Source organism: Pseudoalteromonas sp. NZS127 (assembly GCF_015864805.1).
Taxonomy (GTDB): domain Bacteria; phylum Pseudomonadota; class Gammaproteobacteria; order Enterobacterales; family Alteromonadaceae; genus Pseudoalteromonas; species Pseudoalteromonas nigrifaciens.
Genome location: NZ_JADYWN010000006.1, coordinates 154,945 through 173,986, shown reverse-complemented (window position 1 = coordinate 173,986; position 19,042 = coordinate 154,945). Strand labels below are relative to the sequence as shown.

Here is a 19,042-nt window from a genome sequence, read left to right as displayed (position 1 = left end):
GCTTGATAGCCAAACACGTCGCTAACCCAAGGAACTATTATGCGCACATTGGCACTGCTACTCATGGCTTTTTCAAGTATCACGGTTGCTCAAACAGCTACCGTACAATCGCCTGACGGTAATATAAAAATAATCATCTCAGACGAGCAGAGTACACCTAGTTATTCTATTAGTTTTAAAAATAAAACAGTCATTAATAATTCTGCTCTCGGGTTTGAATTTAAACAACATGCACCGTTTAGTAACAGCTTTAAAATAACCAAAGTTCAACAACAAAGTACCAACACTCAGTGGCAACAACCTTGGGGCGAGCGACAAACGGTTGTAGATCAGCATAACGAGGTAACTGTAACCTTTGCTAAGCCACAACCTCAAGGTGGTACTTATAGCGTGCGCTTTAAAGCGTTTGATAGTGGCGTGGGTTTTAGATACGAAGTACCAAAACAAGCAGGCCTTAACAATATTGAAATAACCAAAGAGCTTACCGAGTTTGCTGTTAATAACAGCCACACAGCGACAGCTTGGTGGATCCCTGCCCGCGGCTGGAATCGCTACGAATATGTATATAATACCACCCCATTAAACGATGCCGCATTGGTACATACGCCATTTACCTTTAAAAACCAAGATGGTGTGCATATTAGTATTCATGAAGCCGCCCTTGTTGATTACGCCGCCATGGTACTTAATCAACGCCGCCCTGGGGTTTTTCAAGCCGATTTAACGCCATGGTCGAGTGGTGTTGCCGTTAAAAAACAGGGCGCATTTAATACCCCATGGCGCACTATTCAAATTGGCGAAAAAGCCGTTGACTTAGTTAACTCAGATATTATTTTAAATCTAAATGAGCCGAATAAACTCGGTGACGTGTCGTGGGTAAAACCAGGTAAATACATAGGTATTTGGTGGGGTATGCATATAAACACACACACTTGGGGCAGCGGCGACAAGCACGGCGCTACTACAAAAAATACCAAATACTACATGGACTTTGCCGCCAAATATGGTTTTGATGGCGTATTAGTTGAAGGCTGGAACACAGGCTGGGATGGCGACTGGTTTTTTAATGGTGATGTGTTTAGCTTTACTCAGCCCTACGATGATTTTGATATAGCAGCGCTAACAAAATATTCTAAGCAAACAGGCGTGCAACTCATTGGCCATCACGAAACATCCGGCAACGTCAGTAACTATCGCAAGCAAATGGCAGATGCCTTTGCATTGTATGAAAAATCTAACGTTAGCCAAGTTAAAACCGGTTACGTAGCCGATGGCGGAAACATTAAGCGCATTGACAAAAACGGTATAGCTCGCCATGAGTGGCACGACGGCCAATTTATGGTTAACGAGTACTTACATAACGTTAAGCTAGCTGCTAAACATAAAATAAGTATTAACACCCACGAGCCGATTAAAGATACCGGACTGCGCCGTACTTATCCAAACTGGATCACTCGAGAAGGCGCACGCGGACAAGAGTTTAACGCATGGGGTACTCCTCCTAATCCACCCGAGCACATTTCTATGCTGGCATTTACCCGCATGCTTGCTGGGCCTATGGATTTTACTCCTGGTATTTTCGATTTAAGTTTTAACGGTTTAGGCGCTAATACTAATCGCCCGCAAACTACGCTGGCTAAACAACTAGCATTGTATGTTGTATTGTATAGTCCGATTCAAATGGCGGCCGACCTACCTAAAAATTATTTAGCTAAACCCGATGCATTTCAATTTATTCAAGACGTACCGACCGACTGGCAACAAAGCATTGCCCTTGATGGTGCAGTAGGTGACTTTATTGTATTTGCGCGAAAAGAGCGAAAGCGCGACAAATATACCGGCAACGACTGGTATTTAGGCGCAGTGACTGACGAGCAAGCGCGTACTATTGAGATTAGTTTAGACTTTTTAGATAACGGCAAACAGTTTGAGGCACATATTTATAAAGATGGTAAGAATGCCGAATGGAAAAATAATCCGTACGATTTAACTATCGAAAAACGCCTTGTTACTGCAAGCGATAAATTAACGCTTAAGCTGGCCACCAGTGGCGGTACGGCTATTCGTTTTAAAGCACTTTAATCGCTTACTGCGTATTTATAATTTTGGCCAGCACAACTTAATACCAACCCGCTGCAGTAAAGTGGGTTGGTATTATACTTTAATTGGTAAGTAAATTTGTGCACTTAACCCGCCCTCAGGCCGGTTAGATAATTTAACTTTACCGTCATGCATATCTATAATGCGTTTAATAATAGCCAGCCCTAAACCGCTGCCCTCGCTACCACGTGCTGTATCGCCTTGCTTAAACGGCTCAAATACCGACTCCAGTTCGCCCTCTGGTATACCCGGGCCACTATCGTTTACCGCAATAACAACATACTTTTTATTGCTATTAAAATAGCAGAGTACTTCAATATCACCTTCTGAGTAACGCAGCGCATTTTCAATCATATTGGTTATTACACGCTTAATTGCCACTGCACTAATAGGTATATTGCCAATACTAGGATTACCTTTAAAGGTAATTACTCGCTGGTGTTTAAGCTCAGTGTGCACTACCTCTGCCACTAACGCGTTAATGTCCTCACAGCTTAGCTCTTCACGTTTGTGATGGCGTAAATATTCAATGAACTGATCGATAATGCCGTTCATGTCTTCAATATCGTAAATAATGCCTTCACGCAAATAGTCATCTTCATCTGCCATCATTTCGGTGGCTAAACGAATGCGGGTTAGTGGAGTGCGTAAATCATGAGATACCCCTGCCATTAGCAGCCGACGATCGTTTTCAAGCGCAGCAATACCCCGCGACATTTGATTAAATGCCCGTGTTACAGCAATAACTTCACTCGATCCTTGTTCGGCTAACTTAGTACTAAAATCGCCTTTACCTACCTTAACCGCCGCTTGTTGCAATGCTTTTAATGGCCTATTTAAGTGCCTAGCAAATAACCAACCACCTAATACACTTAAAAAACCAATACTTGATAAGTAAAAGGTTAAAAACTCGAGGTTATTTTCTTTAAACCCACTAAGCGGCACTTTTACCCAATAACCTAATGCTTGCGGGGCTTCTACCCAGTATATGAGTGGATCGGTTTGGCTAATACGCACCCGCGCAGAACCATTTAGCTGCTCAGACATACTACGCGATAATACCGAATATTCGCGACTTTGCCCCAAACCACTGCGCATTGCTTCATGCTGAGTCATGACTTCAATACCGGTAATTTCAAAAAACTTATCCGATACTTCATTGGTTACTTCAACACCATCTTCCCAGTCAATAAATACGGTTTTAATTTGCTTAGCCAGCATTAAATTAACTTGCTCAATGGTAGGTTTTACTACGTATAAGCTCACCGTTACGTAAGATACTATTTGATTTATTAACAGCAAAGCCGCCACTAAAAAAACGGTTTGCCCAAATGCACTACGCGGAAATAGTCCCATATAAATTACTTTTCACCATCGGGAACAAATACATATCCTAAGCCCCAAACAGTTTGAATATAACGTGGGCTGGCGGCATCTAACTCAATCATGCGGCGAAGTCGCGACACTTGCACATCAATACTGCGCTCCAGTGCGCTGTAATCTCGCCCGCGCGCTAGGTTCATCAATTTATCACGGCTCAGCGGCTCACGTGGATGCAAGACCAGCGCTTTAAGCACTGCAAACTCGCCACTGGTTAAGGAAATTGTTTTATCGCCTTCGCTCATTTCGCGAGTGGCTAAATTAAGCGAAAATCGCCCAAATTCAATCAAGTTTTCTTCTGCAGCAGGTGCGCCCGGCACTTCTTTGGCACGGCGTCGTAAAATAGCTTTTATTCGCGCTAACAGCTCTCGTGGATTAAATGGTTTTGGAATGTAGTCGTCTGCTCCCAATTCAAGGCCAATAATACGGTCAACCTCATCACCTTTAGCGGTAAGCATAACAATTGGAATGTCGTTTTCTTTTTGGCGTAAACGACGACAAATAGACAAACCATCTTCACCCGGCAGCATTAAATCGAGCACCATTAAATGAAAGTTTTCACGTTCGATAAGCCGATCCATTTGCTCTGAATTACCCGCTGTTCTTACAATAAAGCCTTGCTCTACTAAATAGCGCTCCAGTAAGCTGCGTAAACGCATGTCATCATCTACAACCAATACTTTTGTCGTTTCGTGTCCCATTGTGTTTCTTATTTTTATAATCTATTACCCATTAATATAAATGAAAAAACCTGTAAGCAACAATTTATTAGCCGCTTAGATTGTTACTGAACATTTCAAACTCATTTGTGCGCGTGTTTTATTAATAATACACTCGACAAGTTTGGGTTATTTTAATACCTTGCTCTGTATGAGTATTAAAAAAGAACATGGCGTGAAAACAAACTTAATTACCCGCGAAGGCTACTTACAATTACAACAAGAACATACCCATTTATGGAATGTAAAACGCCCTGAAATCACCAAAATAGTAAGCTGGGCGGCCAGCCTAGGAGATAGATCTGAAAATGCAGATTATCAATATAATAAACGGCTTCTACGGCAAATAGACCGCCGTGTGCGCTACTTACGTAAGCGCATACCCGACTTAAAAATTATTGATTATTCGCCTGTGCAAGATGGCAAAGTGTTTTTTGGTGCTTGGGTTGAAATTGAAAATGAGCAAGGCGAGACTAAAAAGTTTAAAATTGTCGGTCCCGATGAAATTTACGAGCGTAAAGACTATATTTCGATTGATTCACCAATGGCGCGAGCGTTGTTAAAAAAACAAGTAGATGACGAGTTTGACGTTATCACCCCTCAAGGCAAAAAACAGTGGTACGTAAATAGCATTAGCTATCAAAAAAATAGTTAAGCTGCTTTGATTCAGATCATATTAACTTTTTATTGTGTAACTTAATGCAATGAGCTATAACTGATTTAACTCAAGTTACACAATTTTAATTTGAGACTCGTTAATTAAGGTCGTATTTATGTCAAACATAGTATCGCGCATATTAAGTAATGCCGTATTGTTTGCACTCTTCATGAGTGTAAGTTTGACCTTGCATGCTAGCCCTAAAAACACACAACTAGACTCAAGTATAGTTACTCCCCACTTTATTGCTTGTGACACTCCTGATCAAACAAATCCCGACATAGACTTTGATTCTCATGCCTATGTTATTAGCCTTAGGGTACTGCAACCACTCCCTAAAGCACCCTACTCTTATTACCAGAGTACTATTTTAGACAAACCTTTTAGCTGCGCGCATCAGCGAGGCCCACCTAGCTATTTAATTTAATAACTTACTTTTCAAACTATTAAATTTTATAACTAAATAAGGTGACTAATATGTCTAACTTTAAAGAACTTCGTATTCAAGATATTTCTCATGGCGTTATTGCTAACACGTTTGCTGTTGAACAACCGCTTATTGATTTAACCTCTCCTGCTATTAAAATGATTAATAACTTTACGAATAAAATACCAGTGCGTGCATCATTCGATACAACCATTGAGCAAGCGCTAAAACAACTTAATGTGCAACCTTCAAACTTTATTTTAGTCACCGACGAGCAGCATAAGCTAATAGGCATTGTTTCGAGTGCAGACTTACAAAGCTCAAAAACAATGATAATAGCCCAGCGTATAGGCTTGCCGCGCAGCGAAGTTAACTTACACCACTTAATGACCCCGTTAACTAATTTACTCGGTGTAAGCATGCAAAGCTTAAGCTACGCATGTATTGGCGATGCACTACAAACAATGGAGCACCGTGGCGCTATGTTTTTATTAGTGACTACTGCTAATAATGAAATATGTGGCTTAATTTCAGCTCGCGAAATTGCCAAAACACTGCAAATACCTGTGCACATAACCCCTATTGCTAACTCATTTAGTGAAGTACTAGAGAGCGTAGATCACCCCCATTAAAGCGCTTTACAACAATTAAAGTTATCGCTTTGATTGTTACATCTTAAAGCAAGCAAAATAGCTTGCTTTAAGACCTTTTTATTACCCTCCCCTGTGATATTATTCAAGCAATTGACCCGCCAGTTAAGTTAATTTAACTGGTCTTATTTTTGTTTTATAAGGTTTTTGCATGAGCGATATCTCTGCACGTTTAGCCAGTGAGTTAAACGCACAACAGCAACAAGTTGTTGCAGCAACAAAGTTACTTGATGAAGGCGCAACGGTTCCTTTTATTGCCCGTTACAGAAAAGAAGTAACCGGCGGACTAGACGACACGCAACTGCGGTTGTTAGAGCAAAGGTTGTCGTATTTACGAGAGCTTGAAGAGCGCCGTAGCTTTATTTTATCAACTATAGAGTCACAAAAAAAACTAACTGCAGCGCTAAGCGCCGATATTAATGCTGCACAAAGTAAAACTGAGCTTGAAGATTTATACCTGCCTTATAAAGCAAAGCGTCGTACCAAAGGGCAAATAGCAATAGAGGCGGGATTAGAGCCGCTTGCCAATGCACTATTTAATGATGCCAACCTAGATCCAGAGCAGCAAGCTGAGCAGTTTGTAAGTGCCGATAAAGGCATAGCAGATACAAAATCAGCCCTTGAAGGTGCTAAGTTTATTTTAATGGAGCGTTTTGCCGAAGACGCCAAGTTACTCGCGAAGTTCAGAAGCTACATTAGTCAAAATGGGGTTATTGAAAGCAGCTTAATTAAAGGCCAAGAACAAGCTGGCGCTAAATATCGTGACTACTTTGAGCATCAAGAGGCTCTTAAAAAAGTACCTTCGCACCGTGCGCTTGCTATGCTTAGAGCCCGTAATGAAGGCATTTTACAGCTTAATATTAATCCTGAACCAAGCTCAGAAAATTCAGCGCAACTTTGTGCTCAAATGATAGCTGATCATTATCGCTTAGATATTAAAAACCAAGCAGCTAGCAGCTGGCTATTAACTGTGGTGCAGTGGGCGTGGAAAATTAAACTAGGCTTACACTTAGAAAATGAATTTTTAGCGGCTATGCGCGAAAAAGCCGAAACCGGTGCAATTGATGTATTTGCTAAAAACTTAAAAGACCTACTCATGGCCGCACCAGCTGGCCCGCGTACTACTCTAGGGCTCGATCCTGGTCTACGTACCGGTTGTAAAATTGCGATTGTAGATAGCACTGGCAAACTTTTAACCACACAAACTATTTTCCCACATGCGCCACAAAATCACTGGGAAAAATCTGTACGCACCTTAGAGCTGCTTTGTCGTCAACATAAGGTTGAGCTTATTGCGATTGGTAATGGCACCGCGTCTCGCGAGTCTGATAAGTTAATTGCTGAACTAATGAAAGCTAATGCCGAGCTTAAACTTAATAAAATTATGGTTAGCGAAGCGGGTGCATCGGTCTATTCTGCCTCAGAACTTGCTGCTAATGAATTTCCTAATTTAGACGTTTCTCTAAGAGGCGCGGTTTCTATTGCCCGTCGTTTACAAGACCCTCTTGCTGAGCTGGTTAAAATTGAGCCTAAAGCCATAGGTGTAGGTCAATATCAGCACGATGTATCGCAAAGCCAATTAGGGCAAAGCCTGATCTCAGTAGTAGAAGACTGTGTAAACTCTGTAGGCGTAGATTTAAATATGGCCTCGGTGCCATTACTAACCCGTGTTTCTGGTTTAAACAAAACCTTAGCGCAAAATATTGTTAACTACCGCGATGCTAATGGTTCGTTTGCAAAACGCAGTGAGCTTAAAAAAGTAGAGCGTTTAGGGCCAAAAGCGTTTGAACAAGCCGCAGGGTTTTTACGTATTAACAACGGCAGCGATCCGCTAGATAACTCATCTGTTCACCCTGAGGCTTACCCTGTTGTTAAGCGTATTTGTGAGCACAATAGCATTGATGTAAATAGCTTAATGGGTAACAGCGACTTTTTAAATAAGTTAGCCGCTAACGACTACATTGACGATAAATTTGGTTTACCTACCGTTACCGATATTATTAGCGAGCTTGATAAGCCTGGGCGCGATCCTCGCCCTGAGTTTAAAACTGCTGAATTTAAAGCCGGCGTAGAAAAAATAAGCGATCTAAAACCAGGAATGATTTTAGAAGGTGTTGTATCTAACGTTGCTAATTTTGGTGCTTTTGTTGATGTAGGTGTACATCAAGATGGTTTAGTACATATTTCATCAATTACTAATAAGTTTATCTCTGATCCGCGTGAAGTTGTTAAAGCCGGTGACATTGTAAAAGTTAAAGTAGTTGAAGTTGATGCCGCACGTAAACGCATTAGCTTTACCATGCGCCTAGATGACGACATTGATACCAGTAATAAGCCAGCAGCTCCTGCTGCGCAAAAGCCACGCACTAACAACAACTCACAGCCAAGAGCTGCTAAGCCAAAGCGTGATAATGGTAATGCGCTAATGGGCAATGCGTTTGCTGATGCATTTGCTAACGCTAAACTGAAAAAGTAATACTTATATAGCTCCGAATAAATCTAGCTAAAAATAAAAAAACCGCGTTAGCGGTTTTTTTATTTGGGTATTTTAATAAAAGCTTTAAGCTCAGTATTGCTTAAGCTACATAACTAACCTGATCTCCGGATAATAAACCTATCTCAAGCAGTTATTTTCAGCGCTAACTGCGTTGAATTTACTTGTAATAGGCCAGCTATTGACGCGTAAACTCGCCTTATTTTCACTGAAAATCTCTGGCTAGAGAAAATAAAGTTAAATATAATTATAATTCAATACGTTAGTAAATCTCTTAACCAGAGTTCAGGTTAACTATATTTGCGCTGAAAAACCGCTGTTGCTTGCGGGCGATGTCGCCATTTGATAAAAATTAGCAATGCGCCCAGCGCGTGCTTCAACTTGTGTATCGCGCGTTTGCTCTGCACTTTTTGCTGTTTTTTCTTCACTGCTATCATTACTTGAAAGTGAAGCGGCTGCTTTACTTGTTGTTTTTTCGTCTTCATTACTTTTTGGGCTTGCAAGTTCAGCCTGTGCGGTGGCTATTTTTTGCGTGGCATCGGCAGCAATTGCTCTATCTGCGCCCGATGGCTGAGCAGGGGCAAGTGCTGCTGCACGTACTGTTTGCATTTTTTCTATGGTTGCTTGTGGATCGCCACTTATAGCCCCCACATCTATTTGCACTTCGCCACCCACAGCGTAATTAGTGCCATCTGGGCCACGCTGATACTCATAACTAGGCGAGCCCGCATGTTGCCCACCCACTGCTGCATGCGCTTGTTCGTGCACACGTACTTCGGTATCACGCGCTTTAAGCTCTTTAATTTGTAGTGCTTGTTGCGCTAACTGCTGCTCTTCTTTTGCTGCTTCTTGTTCTGTTGTTTGGTTTTTTTCTTGCTCGTTTTCTTGCTCAGCATTATCTGAATTGCCTGAACTTTCGTCACGTGCCTCAACAGACTTTTCACCTATCAGCTTTCCTTTCGCGTCGTAAGTAGCTGGGTCACTGTTACCCGGTAATTTAGCTTTTTCGGCATCACTTTGGGCTTTATTTTCGGTGCTACTAGCCGTACTTGATGCTGGCGGGGGAATAACTTCTCGCAACTGATTATCACGCCGTGCAGTTTCGGTATAAACATTTGCGGTGTTTATATTAATAGACGGGAATGGCGTGACAATATTCATAATATTTAAACGTTTATATCAATTAATGTACCGAGCACATCATCGGCAGTTTGAATCGATTGCGTATTCGCTTTAGCGTTAAACTCTTCAACTTTTAAGTTTACCAAAGCTTCATCAATACGGGCAGGTTTTGCTACTGGCGCAGTAACCGCTTCTTCTGAGCGAGCAGCCGTAAGTTGGCGCTGCTGTGCTAGTTGCGCATCGTCTTGTTGTTCAATACTGGCACGGTTAATTTCTGCGCTGGCTCTTTCAATTCCTTGGCTAGCTCGGTTAAACCCTTCTAGGCCACTATTAAATGCAGATCCTATTGGCATATTAAATCTCCATTAAAATAAATATTGTTTAATTATCGCTCAACTAATGCGCAAAATAAAGCTTTAACCAGCGCTATTCGTCGCTCTATTTTAAAGCATTGATTTAACGGCAGATATAAATTCATTTTTATGAGAAATAAAAGGAGCATGTGACGCTTTATCTAATACTTCATACTCAAACTCAGTATTAAGTGCTGCCATTTGGGCAATTGCTCTATAAGGAACAAGTGCATCTAAACGACCAAATATAGCGCTTATAGGCACAGGGCAATGAGTAAATAGCGCTCGTAAATCTTCATTTTGTAAAATATCTAAACCCGCAGTCAAAGCCTCATTTTCAGGGGCTTTATATTGATTTAGCAATTGTTTAAGTTGTTTTACGTCATCACGAGCCGATTCGCTGCCCATAGCCTGAATAGCTAAAAATCGCTCTATGGTTTTTTCACCATGATTAACAAGCTGCTCTTTAAATTGCGTTAAAACCTGTGCTTTTATACCCGGCCACGGCGCTTGCTCTGCAAAAAAGGGGCTAGCAGCAACAAGTATCACTTTAGCTACTTTTTCGGGCCAATGTTTAGCAATATATAGTGCAAACAACCCACCTAAAGACCAACCCATTAAAATAGAGTGAGGTTTTAACTGCTCACTTAAAAGTGCTGCAGCGCTGTGTAAGGTATAAGGGTTTGGGCATGTTTTACTACTACCGTAGCCAGGTAAATCAATACTGCGTACGTTGTTATTATGAATAAATGCTAGCTCTGGCTGCACTAATTGCCATACACCTTTGTTCATACCCCAACCATGTAGTAACACTAATTCATTTTGCATATTTGCCAAACCTTAACCAAACTGAAGTTTATAATAGCGTTTAACTAGGCGATTGTAATGAGTATATTTATCCGATGAAGCACGCATTTATAAATTGGCTGTTTGAGTCGCATTGCGTACTTTGCCAAGGCCCAGTCCCAGCCGCGCTGGGTTTGTGTGAGTATTGCTTAGAAGATTTACCATTATTTGATTTAAGCGAGCAAAAAAACTTGCTATATCGCCCTGATATTATTGAAATGTTTCCTAACTGCGAATTTGATAAGTTATTTTCCTGTGCGTTTTACCAGCCCCCTTTTGAGCAATGGCTGAAGCAACTTAAGTTTAATAATCAAATACATTATAAAAATGCATTACAACAAGTTATTACTAAACAATTGAGTACTTTTTTTACTCCTGATTACCCACTGCCCGATACCTTTATTATATTACCACTGCATAAAAGTCGATTTTTTCAGCGCGGTTTTAATCAAGTAACACAAGTATGGCAACCGTGTTTATCATCTTTTAATTTACTTAGTGATTCGCTGTTACGTAATAAAAAAACGCACGCACAATCTAAGCTAACTAAAGCTAAGCGGGTTAAAAATTTAAAAGACGCATTTATATGTACTGCAGATATGAGTGGTAAAACGGTGGCAATTGTTGATGATATTATGACCACAGGCGCTACACTTAATGCAGCCACCCAGGCTTTAAAACAGGCAGGCGCTAAACAAGTGTGGGCTTTTACCACTTGCTTAACGCCTATTTAAAATTTTAATAGTTAGTCGCCACTTACCCGAAACGTGTGGCCAAAAAACAATGCGTTACTAAGTAACCTACTCGTACCGTACCAATAACCTCTAAACACCGGATCGTCGGTCATACCAATTACTGCTCCACGCCCGTAAGAGTGCGCAATTAAGCCTGCTGCGCCGGCAACTTGAGTAACATTTACAGCATCGGTAAAGCCCGCAAGTAATGGCTGCTCAGTATAGGTAAGCACATTAACAAACGGTGCCTCTGAGGTCTCCAGCAACCAAGTGCTATTTTTAAATACAGGTAGCGTATTACGTGGTAATGAAAAGGTAAGTGGGTGAGTTAAATCTACATGGGTATTAAAAATAGCGCCTGCAATACGCTGACGCCCAGCTAAATGCTCTTTATCAGCATAGTTTAAACCGTCGGTTTTAAACGCACTGGCTACTTCTTTGCGAGACAAGTAGCTGGCTTTTAATAGCTGCTGATCCGCTAAAAATTTAGCACCGCCTTTGTGACCCCAAATAACACCGCCTTTTCTAACCCAACCTTTTATGGCCACTTTATCAGCGTCAGATAAACCACTGTAGTTACCATGAGCCAGCACAATATGGCTGTAATTACTTAGCTCAATTGAGCCCAAACGCTCTAGCTCAACAATGGTTGGAGCAACACCCACAAAACGGTCTAGGTAGTACCACACTTCTCCAGCTTCATATTGGCTTACCCCTTTACCGCCTAACAGCAGCACTTTGGGAGCGCTAAGCACCGCCATTGAGCGTGACCCTAAATCGGCACCTTTACTGGTTAATCCTGACGTTATTGGCTTAATAGCAATGCCAAACTCATTTTGCGCCTGATTAAGCTGTGCTATCCAATCACTATTTGTTTGTAACCCTGCAGGAATAATAATACTCCCCGCTGCAAAATTTACTTCTTCGCTGTTTACTGACTTAGCCGTTAATGAATTTAATGCAACACGGGCTTTTACCCCTTGCTGCAGTAAACTATTGAGCATTTTTGGCGCCAAGGTATCATCCCACGAAAAGCCAAATGCATACCCTTCATTAAGTTGTGCAAAGCGCGGTGTGGCGGCTTGTTGCCATGCGTTATCAGCAACTTTTAATCCCCAACTACTGGTTACTTTAGCAAAGGGTAAATTAAATGCATGCGCTAGTGTCCAGCCAGATACATCGTAAAAAGTGTTATCGGCAAAGTTTTTTTGTTCGCTAAAAATAGCTTTAACTAAACGGTATTGTGGCTGTGCTAAAGGCACAAAATAGCTATTGCTAGAATAAGTTTCACCACCTGCTTTTAGCTCTTTTGTTAAAGGGTAAGCGTTAATTTGGTGCTGTTGCAGTATGCTTAAAAAGTCGTTAACTCGGGTGTTATCGGCTGCACCTGCAACTACATAACCTTGAAAGCTTTCATCGGCTGCTAAATCTATCGCCTGGTTATAAAACTTAGCTTGGTAATCGAGTAAGGCTTGGCGGTTGTCTATCGCGGCTTTAAATGTTGATAAACTAGTAAGCAGCTGGTTTTTAATAGTAAAAGCAAAGCTGAGAGGCCCATTTACGGTTTCTTGAATATGCCCGCGCGAACTGGCTTGTTCAAATAAAATACCTACGCCACCATTTACGTCTGGGTAAGTTGAGCCTTTACCGTAATAAAAGTCATCAAAGCTTTCTTCGGTGAAGTATAGCGCATTATTTTCGTCTAATGTTTTAGCATGATAATTTGCAATTGCTTTAGTTAAGCTGACATTTTCATCAGGCGTAATCGGGTGTTTGCGCGATGGAATACCGGGCTGAAAAAAGTAACTGCTGTTTGGCCCCATTTCATGAAAGTCGGTTAAAATATTTGGTTTCCACTGATGAAACTTTGCAATACGCGCACGCGATTCTGGGTGTTGTAGTAATAACCAGTCGCGGTTTAAGTCAAACCAGTAATGATTAGTACGGCTACTTGGCCAGCTTTCCACGTGTTCCCGGGTAACGGGGTCTGACGATAAGTTCATACCACGATTACTATTAGCCCAATTAGCAAAACGAGCTAAACCATCGGGATTAAGTGAAGGGTCGAGTAAAATAACGGTATTATTTAATAGCTCATTTATTTCATTACCTTGCGCTGCGGCTAAGTAATACGCCACCAGCAATGCAGAATTACTGCCCGACGACTCATTGCCATGTACGCTGTACCCCATCCATACAACACCAGGCTGCTCTGATGATTGCGTGTTGCTAGGCGTTAAACGCGCTAAATGGGCTTGGCGAATTTGCTCTATATTTTTTAATTTATTGGCGGCGGTAATAGTCAGCATCACTAATGGTCGCTGTTCGTGCGTGCGCCCTATTACTTCAAAATTAATTCGATCACTTTTTTGTGCTAGTATTTCCATATAACGCACCAACTGATCGTGCCTTACATGCCACTCACCTACTTGATAACCAAGCACTTGCTCTGGAGTGGGTATACTTGGATCAAACTCAACATCCTCTGCAAAGTAGTAAGACAATGGTTTAGCTTGAGTTGAAAAACTCAGTATTGCCACCATTATCATTAATGTTATTTTTATTATTATACGCATATAATTTACTCATAAAATGTTTGTTGTTTGCACGCTAGCATTGCTTAAAATAGATGCCAACTTTTTACGCTCAACACTAGCCGCAACACGATGAGCGGGGTATGATATGCAGTATCCGAGTAATTTAGTCAAGTATAGACGGTCTTATGATTTCAATTTCCGAAACAGCACAAGCGCATTTTGCTAAACTATTAGCAGATCAAGCACAACAAACCAACATTCGTGTTTTTGTTGTAAACCCTGGTACATCACAAGCGGAATGTGGTGTTTCTTATTGTCCAGAAGACGCTGTAGAAGACAGCGATATTCGCCTAAACTTTAATGGTTTTGACGGCGTTGTAGATGCAGAAAGTGCACCCTTTTTAGAAGACGCTGAAATTGATTTTGTTACCGACAAAATGGGTACTCAGTTAACACTAAAAGCACCTAATGCTAAAGCGCGTAAAATTAGCGGTGATGCATCGTTAAACGAACGCGTACAACACATGCTAGAAACCGAAGTAAATCCACAACTTGCTAACCACGGTGGCCAAGTAAGCTTAGTGGAAATTACCGCTGCAGGTATTGCTGTATTACAGTTTGGCGGTGGTTGTAATGGTTGTTCTATGATCGATGTCACGTTAAAAGAAGGCATTGAAAAAGAGATGATCGAAAAGTTTGAAGAGATCACTGGTGTTGCCGATATTACTGAGCACCAAGCGGGCGATCATTCTTACTATTAATAAGCATTTTTAATGCTAAAGTCGCTTATATATAGCTTAGGGAGCAACCCTAAGCTTAGCTTAAAGCGTTTTTTTCGCGGCGTAGCACTGTTTGTGCTAGCCGTGATATTTATTTTTTTAGGCTATTACAGTCACTACAGCTTGCAAATTATTGGCGTTGTTATTTTAGTGCCAGCTTTGTTTTTTGCTGCTTGGGGCTACAGCGGTATTTTTGCTAATCGCTTTTCACAAGTACTTAAAAATATTGAGCCTAAAAACCACGACCCCGACCTATGGAAATAAGCCACCAAATTACCTTAATCTAATAACTGATTATTTGCCTTTAACTTTTGGTATTTCACTATTAATGTTACTCCTCGCATTAGCATAAAGCAGCTCATTGCTAACCATAAACCATTATTCTCCCACTGATGAAACACTGCAAATACACCAAAAAAACCAACACTTGCTGAGAGCAACATACTATTTCGCATTGCCTTTGCCCGGGTAAGTCCAACAAATACACCATCAAATAAAAAGCAACTCATTGCCAATAATGGCAAGGCTATAATCCAAGGCAAGTACAGCGTAGCCGTGGTGATCACTTCCGGCACATTAGTTAATAGCGTAATAATATAGCGGCCAAATATAGCAAAAAACAAACTGTATGCTAAGGCAAATAGCGCGCCCCAAAACACACTTATTCTTACCCAAAGCTCAATATTTTTTACACTTTGTTGACCTTTAGCATGCCCTACTTTTGCCTCACTGGCATAAGCAATACCGTCGAGTGCAAAGCTTACCAACATTAAAAAGTTAAGTAATACTGCATTTGCTGCTAGCGTGGTTTCGCCAATTCGTGCGCCGTAAAAGGTCATAAAGCTAAAGCAGAGCTGTAAAATAAATGAGCGAATAAAAATATCACGGTTTAAGCTTAGTAGGTTTGTCATTTTTGTAATGCTAAACCAACCTGGTACGCTTAGTTTTATGCCGCGTTTTTTAGCTAATTTAATAACTAACACCACGGCAAAAACTAACGCGGTGTAATCGGCAATAAGTGACGCCCATGCAGCGCCTGCTACTGCCCAATCTAGGTATACAACAAAATATATGTCGAGCACTATATTGGTAATATTAGTCACTAATAATAAATAAAACGGCCCACGGCCATAATGCATACCTAGCATCCAACCTAATAGTACTAAATTACATAAGGCCGCAGGCGCACTAAAAATACGAATACTAAAATACTGATACGCTTGCGTAAGCACGTCGCTATTGGCCGCCGATAAAAATGCAATGGCGTGTTTTATTAAAGGCGATAAGGCGATAAGCAATACGGCAACAAAGCAAGAAAGCACTAAGCTGCGTTTTAATAACGCCGCCAATTGGGTTAAATCGTTTTGCCCATAAGCTTGTGCCACTAACCCTGTGGTGCTCATTCTTAAAAAGCCTGCGAGCCAAAATAATATTGATATAACCGCAGATCCCAGCGCAATACCGGCTAAATAATGAGCGCTCCCTAAGTGGCCAATTACTGCAGTATCAACAATTCCTAACAGTGGGACGGTAATATTTGATAATATCATCGGACCCGCTAACAACAACAAGCTTTTATGGTGTGCTTTATTATGTATAAGAAATTGTTTCATTTAGTATTATTTATCCTTATTAGTATTTCACTGCGCGCTCAAGCAGCCGTTATTTTACAGTATCATCACGTTAGTGAAACCCTTCCGGCGGTAACCAGCGTTAGCGCGAGCACTTTTACTGAGCACTTAAGTTATTTAAAAGAGCATAACTTTAATGTTATTCCTTTAGATGAGCTGATAACTGCGTTGCAGCAAAAACACACTTTACCAGATAAAACCGTCGCTATTACTTTCGATGATGGTTACAACAATAATTACGAGCAAGCAGCGCCAATTTTAGAAAAGTTTGGCTATCCGTACACAATTTTTGTCAATCCTAAGCTAATAGACGAAGGTAAAGGCTATGTAATGGGCTGGGATAAACTCCAAGAGCTAGCAAAAAAAGGCGCACTTATTGCCAATCATAGTGGCCAACACGATTACTTACACCATATGCTTGCAAACGAAAGCGATGCACAATGGCAAGCCCGCATTAAACAAGACATCCTACATTCACAGCAGCGTATAAAAACAGAAATTGGCCATGATTATAAATATTTAGCTTATCCGTATGGCGAGTTTAACAATAAGTTACAAGCCCTAGTAACCGAGCTTGGTTTTATTGGTATAGGTCAGCATTCTGGCGCTGTAAATAAAGATTCTAACTTTAGTCGCTTACCGCGTTTTCCGGCTTCGGGCTTTTATAGTAAATTAGATACGCTGATCACTAAATTGAATTCTCGCGCATTTAATATAACCGCGCTCACTTATGAAGACAGTGTAACGGCGCAAAACCCACCCAAACTCACTATTGAGTTTACTATGGGGGATTTTCATAAGAGTCAGTTTGCTTGTTATGTATCGAGTGTTGGCCAGGCTAATTTAACCTGGATAAATAAAAACACAGTAGAAGTCACCTCACCTAAAGCGCTCACTAAAGGTCGTTCGCGCTTTAATTGTACCGCCCCTGCAATTAACAATGCTGGTAGCTATTTTTGGTTTTCGCAGCCTTGGGTTATTGAATAGTTTTAATTACAGCAGTAAAAAAGGAGCCTAGGGCTCCTTTTTTAATTTACTGTTTAAATAACTAGTTTTTATAATAATCAGCTATTTTTTTAAATTCTTGAGTTAACTCTTTGGAATTTATTAACGGCACGCTACCTTGTTTAAATTCAGGTTTAAATATAGCTCTTACCGCCCCATTGCCATCGACCATAGCCACTGAAGCACTATGATCAACTGCATACTCTGACTCGCTACTATCACTTATAGCGTAAATTAAGCCTAACCCTCTCACCATAGGAAAAAGCTGTTTGTGCTCCCCCGAAACCGCTAAAAAATCGGGATTAAAGTAATCAATATAGTCTTTGCGTTTTGCTGGGGTATCTCGTTTGGGATCTACCGATACAAACCAAATTTGCACTGGGTAATCACTACGTAAATTTTTATACACCGCATTTAGTTTAGCCAGTGTTAACGGGCAAATATCGGGGCAGCTGGTGTAACCTAAAAACACTAAATTCCATTGCCCTAAAAATTGCTGCTTAGTAACCAATTCGCCATGTTGATCATCTAAACTAAAGTCGGCTAAAGGTTTAGCATTCTCGTACACTAAAGCATTAACGTCTGGCGGTGCATTATCATCTGAGCACGCCGATAAAAACAGTGTTAAAACAATAGCTAACCCTAGCCATAATTGCTTCATAATAGTAGCCATTTATCTATAAATAATATGATAAAGAGTACCATTAAATGAATAATTGAAAAGCGAAATAAATCCATAGCAGTGTCGTCGTTAGCGGCTAGTTTTAATTTAATCGCTTTATAAATAAAGACCGCATTTAATCCAGATGCGCCGATTAAATAAATTAACCCCGACATTCCTATCAAATAAGGAAATATACACACAATTGCCAGTAACACAGAGTAAGCAACCACACAGGTTTTAGAAAAATCGATACCATGCGTAACCGGTAACATAGGAATTTTAGCCCGTGCGTAATCGCTCTTACGAGCTATAGCTAAGGCCCAAAAGTGCGGAGGGGTCCACGTAAAAATAATCATCACTAGTAGCCAAGGTGCAGCTGCCATTTGCCCTGTTTCAGACACCCAACCCAATAAGGGTGGCATAGCGCCAGCAAGGCCACCAATAACAATATTTTGTGGTGTAGCACGCTTTAAAAAAGAGGTGTATACAAAGGCATAACCCACCAGCGCAAATAAGGTTAATATGGCGGTAAGGGTATTTGCCCATAGCATTAGCATAATAAAACCTGCCACACCTATTATTGCTGCAAAACTCAGTGCATGTGCCTTACTTAGGCGGCCTTTAGCTACAGGGCGATGACGAGTACGCGCCATTTTGCTGTCTATTTCGCTATCAACAACATGGTTAATTACCGCTGCTGCTGCTGAAAGCAATCCTATGCCAAGTAAGCTTATAAACTGTACACCCATGCCTCTGCCTACATCGGGTGCTAGCGCCAAACCAACCCACGCGGTCAGTACCAACATAGCGACTACTTTAAATTTACTAATGGCTAAATAATCTTGTAATAAATTATAACTACGTGTAATTAGCGGTAGTGTATTTATAGGTTGTATTGCTTTTTTATCTATTGTAAGTGCCATAACAACGCTCCTTTCTATTT

General features: G+C 40.9%; 18 protein-coding genes. 9 read left to right on the top strand and 9 right to left on the bottom strand.

Annotation, left to right across the window (positions count from 1 at the left end):
* The first annotated feature begins 39 nt into the window (after positions 1 to 39).
* Positions 40 to 2,082: a glycoside hydrolase family 97 protein gene (locus I6E78_RS08280; RefSeq protein ID WP_197182272.1), complete on the top strand. Its 2,043-nt coding sequence runs from the start codon at positions 40 to 42 to the stop codon at positions 2,080 to 2,082.
* A gap of 72 nt (positions 2,083 to 2,154) precedes the next feature.
* On the opposite strand, the gene envZ is transcribed toward I6E78_RS08280, so the two are convergent.
* Together envZ and ompR are read right to left on the bottom strand one after the other, a co-directional pair.
* Positions 2,155 to 3,456, bottom strand: coding sequence for a two-component system sensor histidine kinase EnvZ (gene envZ / locus I6E78_RS08275; protein ID WP_086998926.1), 1,302 nt, complete (start codon positions 3,454 to 3,456; stop codon positions 2,155 to 2,157).
* A 5-nt stretch (positions 3,457 to 3,461) separates the two neighbouring features.
* Complete coding sequence (gene ompR, locus I6E78_RS08270) at positions 3,462 to 4,181, bottom strand: osmolarity response regulator transcription factor OmpR (RefSeq protein WP_011329478.1); 720 nt, start codon at positions 4,179 to 4,181, stop codon at positions 3,462 to 3,464.
* Between the two features lie 193 nt (positions 4,182 to 4,374).
* Here ompR and greB point away from each other — a divergent pair, with 193 nt between their 5' ends.
* From greB to I6E78_RS08250, 4 genes are all read left to right on the top strand, one after another.
* On the top strand, positions 4,375 to 4,854 hold the full coding sequence (gene greB / locus I6E78_RS08265; RefSeq protein WP_011329479.1) for a transcription elongation factor GreB: 480 nt from the start codon (positions 4,375 to 4,377) through the stop codon (positions 4,852 to 4,854).
* A 118-nt stretch (positions 4,855 to 4,972) separates the two neighbouring features.
* Positions 4,973 to 5,284, top strand: a complete 312-nt coding sequence (locus tag I6E78_RS08260) for a hypothetical protein (protein ID WP_011329480.1) — start codon at positions 4,973 to 4,975, stop codon at positions 5,282 to 5,284.
* A 50-nt stretch (positions 5,285 to 5,334) separates the two neighbouring features.
* Positions 5,335 to 5,916 (top strand): CBS domain-containing protein, encoded by a 582-nt coding sequence (locus I6E78_RS08255; protein WP_011329481.1) that lies wholly within the window; start codon positions 5,335 to 5,337, stop codon positions 5,914 to 5,916.
* A 169-nt stretch (positions 5,917 to 6,085) separates the two neighbouring features.
* Complete coding sequence (locus tag I6E78_RS08250; protein WP_197182271.1) at positions 6,086 to 8,410, top strand: Tex family protein; 2,325 nt, start codon at positions 6,086 to 6,088, stop codon at positions 8,408 to 8,410.
* A gap of 312 nt (positions 8,411 to 8,722) precedes the next feature.
* On the opposite strand, the gene I6E78_RS08245 is transcribed toward I6E78_RS08250, so the two are convergent.
* From I6E78_RS08245 to bioH, 3 genes are all read right to left on the bottom strand, one after another.
* Positions 8,723 to 9,589 carry a putative metalloprotease CJM1_0395 family protein gene (locus I6E78_RS08245; protein WP_179807477.1) on the bottom strand — a complete coding sequence of 289 codons (867 nt, stop codon included), beginning with the start codon at positions 9,587 to 9,589 and terminating at the stop codon, positions 8,723 to 8,725.
* Positions 9,590 to 9,594: 5 nt separating this feature from the next.
* Positions 9,595 to 9,903 carry a hypothetical protein gene (locus I6E78_RS08240; RefSeq protein WP_011329484.1) on the bottom strand — a complete coding sequence of 103 codons (309 nt, stop codon included), beginning with the start codon at positions 9,901 to 9,903 and terminating at the stop codon, positions 9,595 to 9,597.
* Positions 9,904 to 9,993: 90 nt separating this feature from the next.
* Positions 9,994 to 10,731 carry a pimeloyl-ACP methyl ester esterase BioH gene (bioH, locus tag I6E78_RS08235; RefSeq protein ID WP_011329485.1) on the bottom strand — a complete coding sequence of 246 codons (738 nt, stop codon included), beginning with the start codon at positions 10,729 to 10,731 and terminating at the stop codon, positions 9,994 to 9,996.
* Positions 10,732 to 10,805: 74 nt separating this feature from the next.
* On the opposite strand from bioH, the gene I6E78_RS08230 reads away from it, so the two are divergent.
* Positions 10,806 to 11,483 carry a ComF family protein gene (locus I6E78_RS08230; protein ID WP_011329486.1) on the top strand — a complete coding sequence of 226 codons (678 nt, stop codon included), beginning with the start codon at positions 10,806 to 10,808 and terminating at the stop codon, positions 11,481 to 11,483.
* A gap of 11 nt (positions 11,484 to 11,494) precedes the next feature.
* Here I6E78_RS08230 and I6E78_RS08225 read toward each other — a convergent pair whose 3' ends face one another.
* Positions 11,495 to 14,026, bottom strand: a complete 2,532-nt coding sequence (locus I6E78_RS08225; RefSeq protein WP_179807497.1) for a M14 metallopeptidase family protein — start codon at positions 14,024 to 14,026, stop codon at positions 11,495 to 11,497.
* A gap of 179 nt (positions 14,027 to 14,205) precedes the next feature.
* Between I6E78_RS08225 and nfuA the strand changes: the two genes are divergently transcribed.
* Positions 14,206 to 14,781, top strand: coding sequence for a Fe-S biogenesis protein NfuA (nfuA, locus tag I6E78_RS08220; RefSeq protein WP_011329488.1), 576 nt, complete (start codon positions 14,206 to 14,208; stop codon positions 14,779 to 14,781).
* A 12-nt stretch (positions 14,782 to 14,793) separates the two neighbouring features.
* A complete protein-coding gene (locus I6E78_RS08215) occupies positions 14,794 to 15,063 on the top strand; it encodes a hypothetical protein (RefSeq protein WP_011329489.1) in 270 nt (89 codons plus the stop codon).
* Positions 15,064 to 15,077: 14 nt separating this feature from the next.
* Here the strand turns inward: I6E78_RS08215 and I6E78_RS08210 are convergent, their stop codons facing one another.
* Positions 15,078 to 16,349 (bottom strand): MATE family efflux transporter, encoded by a 1,272-nt coding sequence (locus I6E78_RS08210; RefSeq protein ID WP_089368991.1) that lies wholly within the window; start codon positions 16,347 to 16,349, stop codon positions 15,078 to 15,080.
* Between the two features lie 42 nt (positions 16,350 to 16,391).
* Here I6E78_RS08210 and I6E78_RS08205 point away from each other — a divergent pair, with 42 nt between their 5' ends.
* Positions 16,392 to 17,417 carry a polysaccharide deacetylase family protein gene (locus I6E78_RS08205; RefSeq protein WP_197182270.1) on the top strand — a complete coding sequence of 342 codons (1,026 nt, stop codon included), beginning with the start codon at positions 16,392 to 16,394 and terminating at the stop codon, positions 17,415 to 17,417.
* Between the two features lie 61 nt (positions 17,418 to 17,478).
* Here the strand turns inward: I6E78_RS08205 and I6E78_RS08200 are convergent, their stop codons facing one another.
* The gene (locus tag I6E78_RS08200; protein WP_086997191.1) at positions 17,479 to 18,096 is read right to left on the bottom strand and encodes an SCO family protein; all 618 of its coding nucleotides are present in this window, start codon (positions 18,094 to 18,096) and stop codon (positions 17,479 to 17,481) included.
* The gene (cyoE, locus tag I6E78_RS08195) at positions 18,093 to 19,022 is read right to left on the bottom strand and encodes a heme o synthase (RefSeq protein ID WP_011329493.1); all 930 of its coding nucleotides are present in this window, start codon (positions 19,020 to 19,022) and stop codon (positions 18,093 to 18,095) included. Before cyoE ends, I6E78_RS08200 begins: the two co-directional genes overlap by 4 nt.
* Positions 19,023 to 19,042: the final 20 nt, after the last annotated feature.

Bases quoted from the DNA above. Each gene is read 5' to 3' on its own strand.
- ompR (WP_011329478.1), bottom strand. From the start codon at position 4,181: ATGGGACACGAAACGACAAAAGTATTGGTTGTAGATGATGACATGCGT.
- I6E78_RS08245 (WP_179807477.1), bottom strand. From the start codon at position 9,589: ATGAATATTGTCACGCCATTCCCGTCTATTAATATAAACACCGCAAAT.
- envZ (WP_086998926.1), bottom strand. From the start codon at position 3,456: ATGGGACTATTTCCGCGTAGTGCATTTGGGCAAACCGTTTTTTTAGTG.
- I6E78_RS08240 (WP_011329484.1), bottom strand. From the start codon at position 9,903: ATGCCAATAGGATCTGCATTTAATAGTGGCCTAGAAGGGTTTAACCGA.
- I6E78_RS08215 (WP_011329489.1), top strand. From the start codon at position 14,794: ATGCTAAAGTCGCTTATATATAGCTTAGGGAGCAACCCTAAGCTTAGC.
- cyoE (WP_011329493.1), bottom strand. From the start codon at position 19,022: ATGGCACTTACAATAGATAAAAAAGCAATACAACCTATAAATACACTA.
- I6E78_RS08230 (WP_011329486.1), top strand. From the start codon at position 10,806: ATGAAGCACGCATTTATAAATTGGCTGTTTGAGTCGCATTGCGTACTT.
- I6E78_RS08280 (WP_197182272.1), top strand. From the start codon at position 40: ATGCGCACATTGGCACTGCTACTCATGGCTTTTTCAAGTATCACGGTT.
- I6E78_RS08250 (WP_197182271.1), top strand. From the start codon at position 6,086: ATGAGCGATATCTCTGCACGTTTAGCCAGTGAGTTAAACGCACAACAG.
- I6E78_RS08210 (WP_089368991.1), bottom strand. From the start codon at position 16,349: ATGATATTATCAAATATTACCGTCCCACTGTTAGGAATTGTTGATACT.
- I6E78_RS08205 (WP_197182270.1), top strand. From the start codon at position 16,392: ATGTATAAGAAATTGTTTCATTTAGTATTATTTATCCTTATTAGTATT.
- nfuA (WP_011329488.1), top strand. From the start codon at position 14,206: ATGATTTCAATTTCCGAAACAGCACAAGCGCATTTTGCTAAACTATTA.
- I6E78_RS08225 (WP_179807497.1), bottom strand. From the start codon at position 14,026: ATGGTGGCAATACTGAGTTTTTCAACTCAAGCTAAACCATTGTCTTAC.
- I6E78_RS08260 (WP_011329480.1), top strand. From the start codon at position 4,973: ATGTCAAACATAGTATCGCGCATATTAAGTAATGCCGTATTGTTTGCA.
- I6E78_RS08255 (WP_011329481.1), top strand. From the start codon at position 5,335: ATGTCTAACTTTAAAGAACTTCGTATTCAAGATATTTCTCATGGCGTT.
- I6E78_RS08200 (WP_086997191.1), bottom strand. From the start codon at position 18,096: ATGAAGCAATTATGGCTAGGGTTAGCTATTGTTTTAACACTGTTTTTA.
- bioH (WP_011329485.1), bottom strand. From the start codon at position 10,731: ATGCAAAATGAATTAGTGTTACTACATGGTTGGGGTATGAACAAAGGT.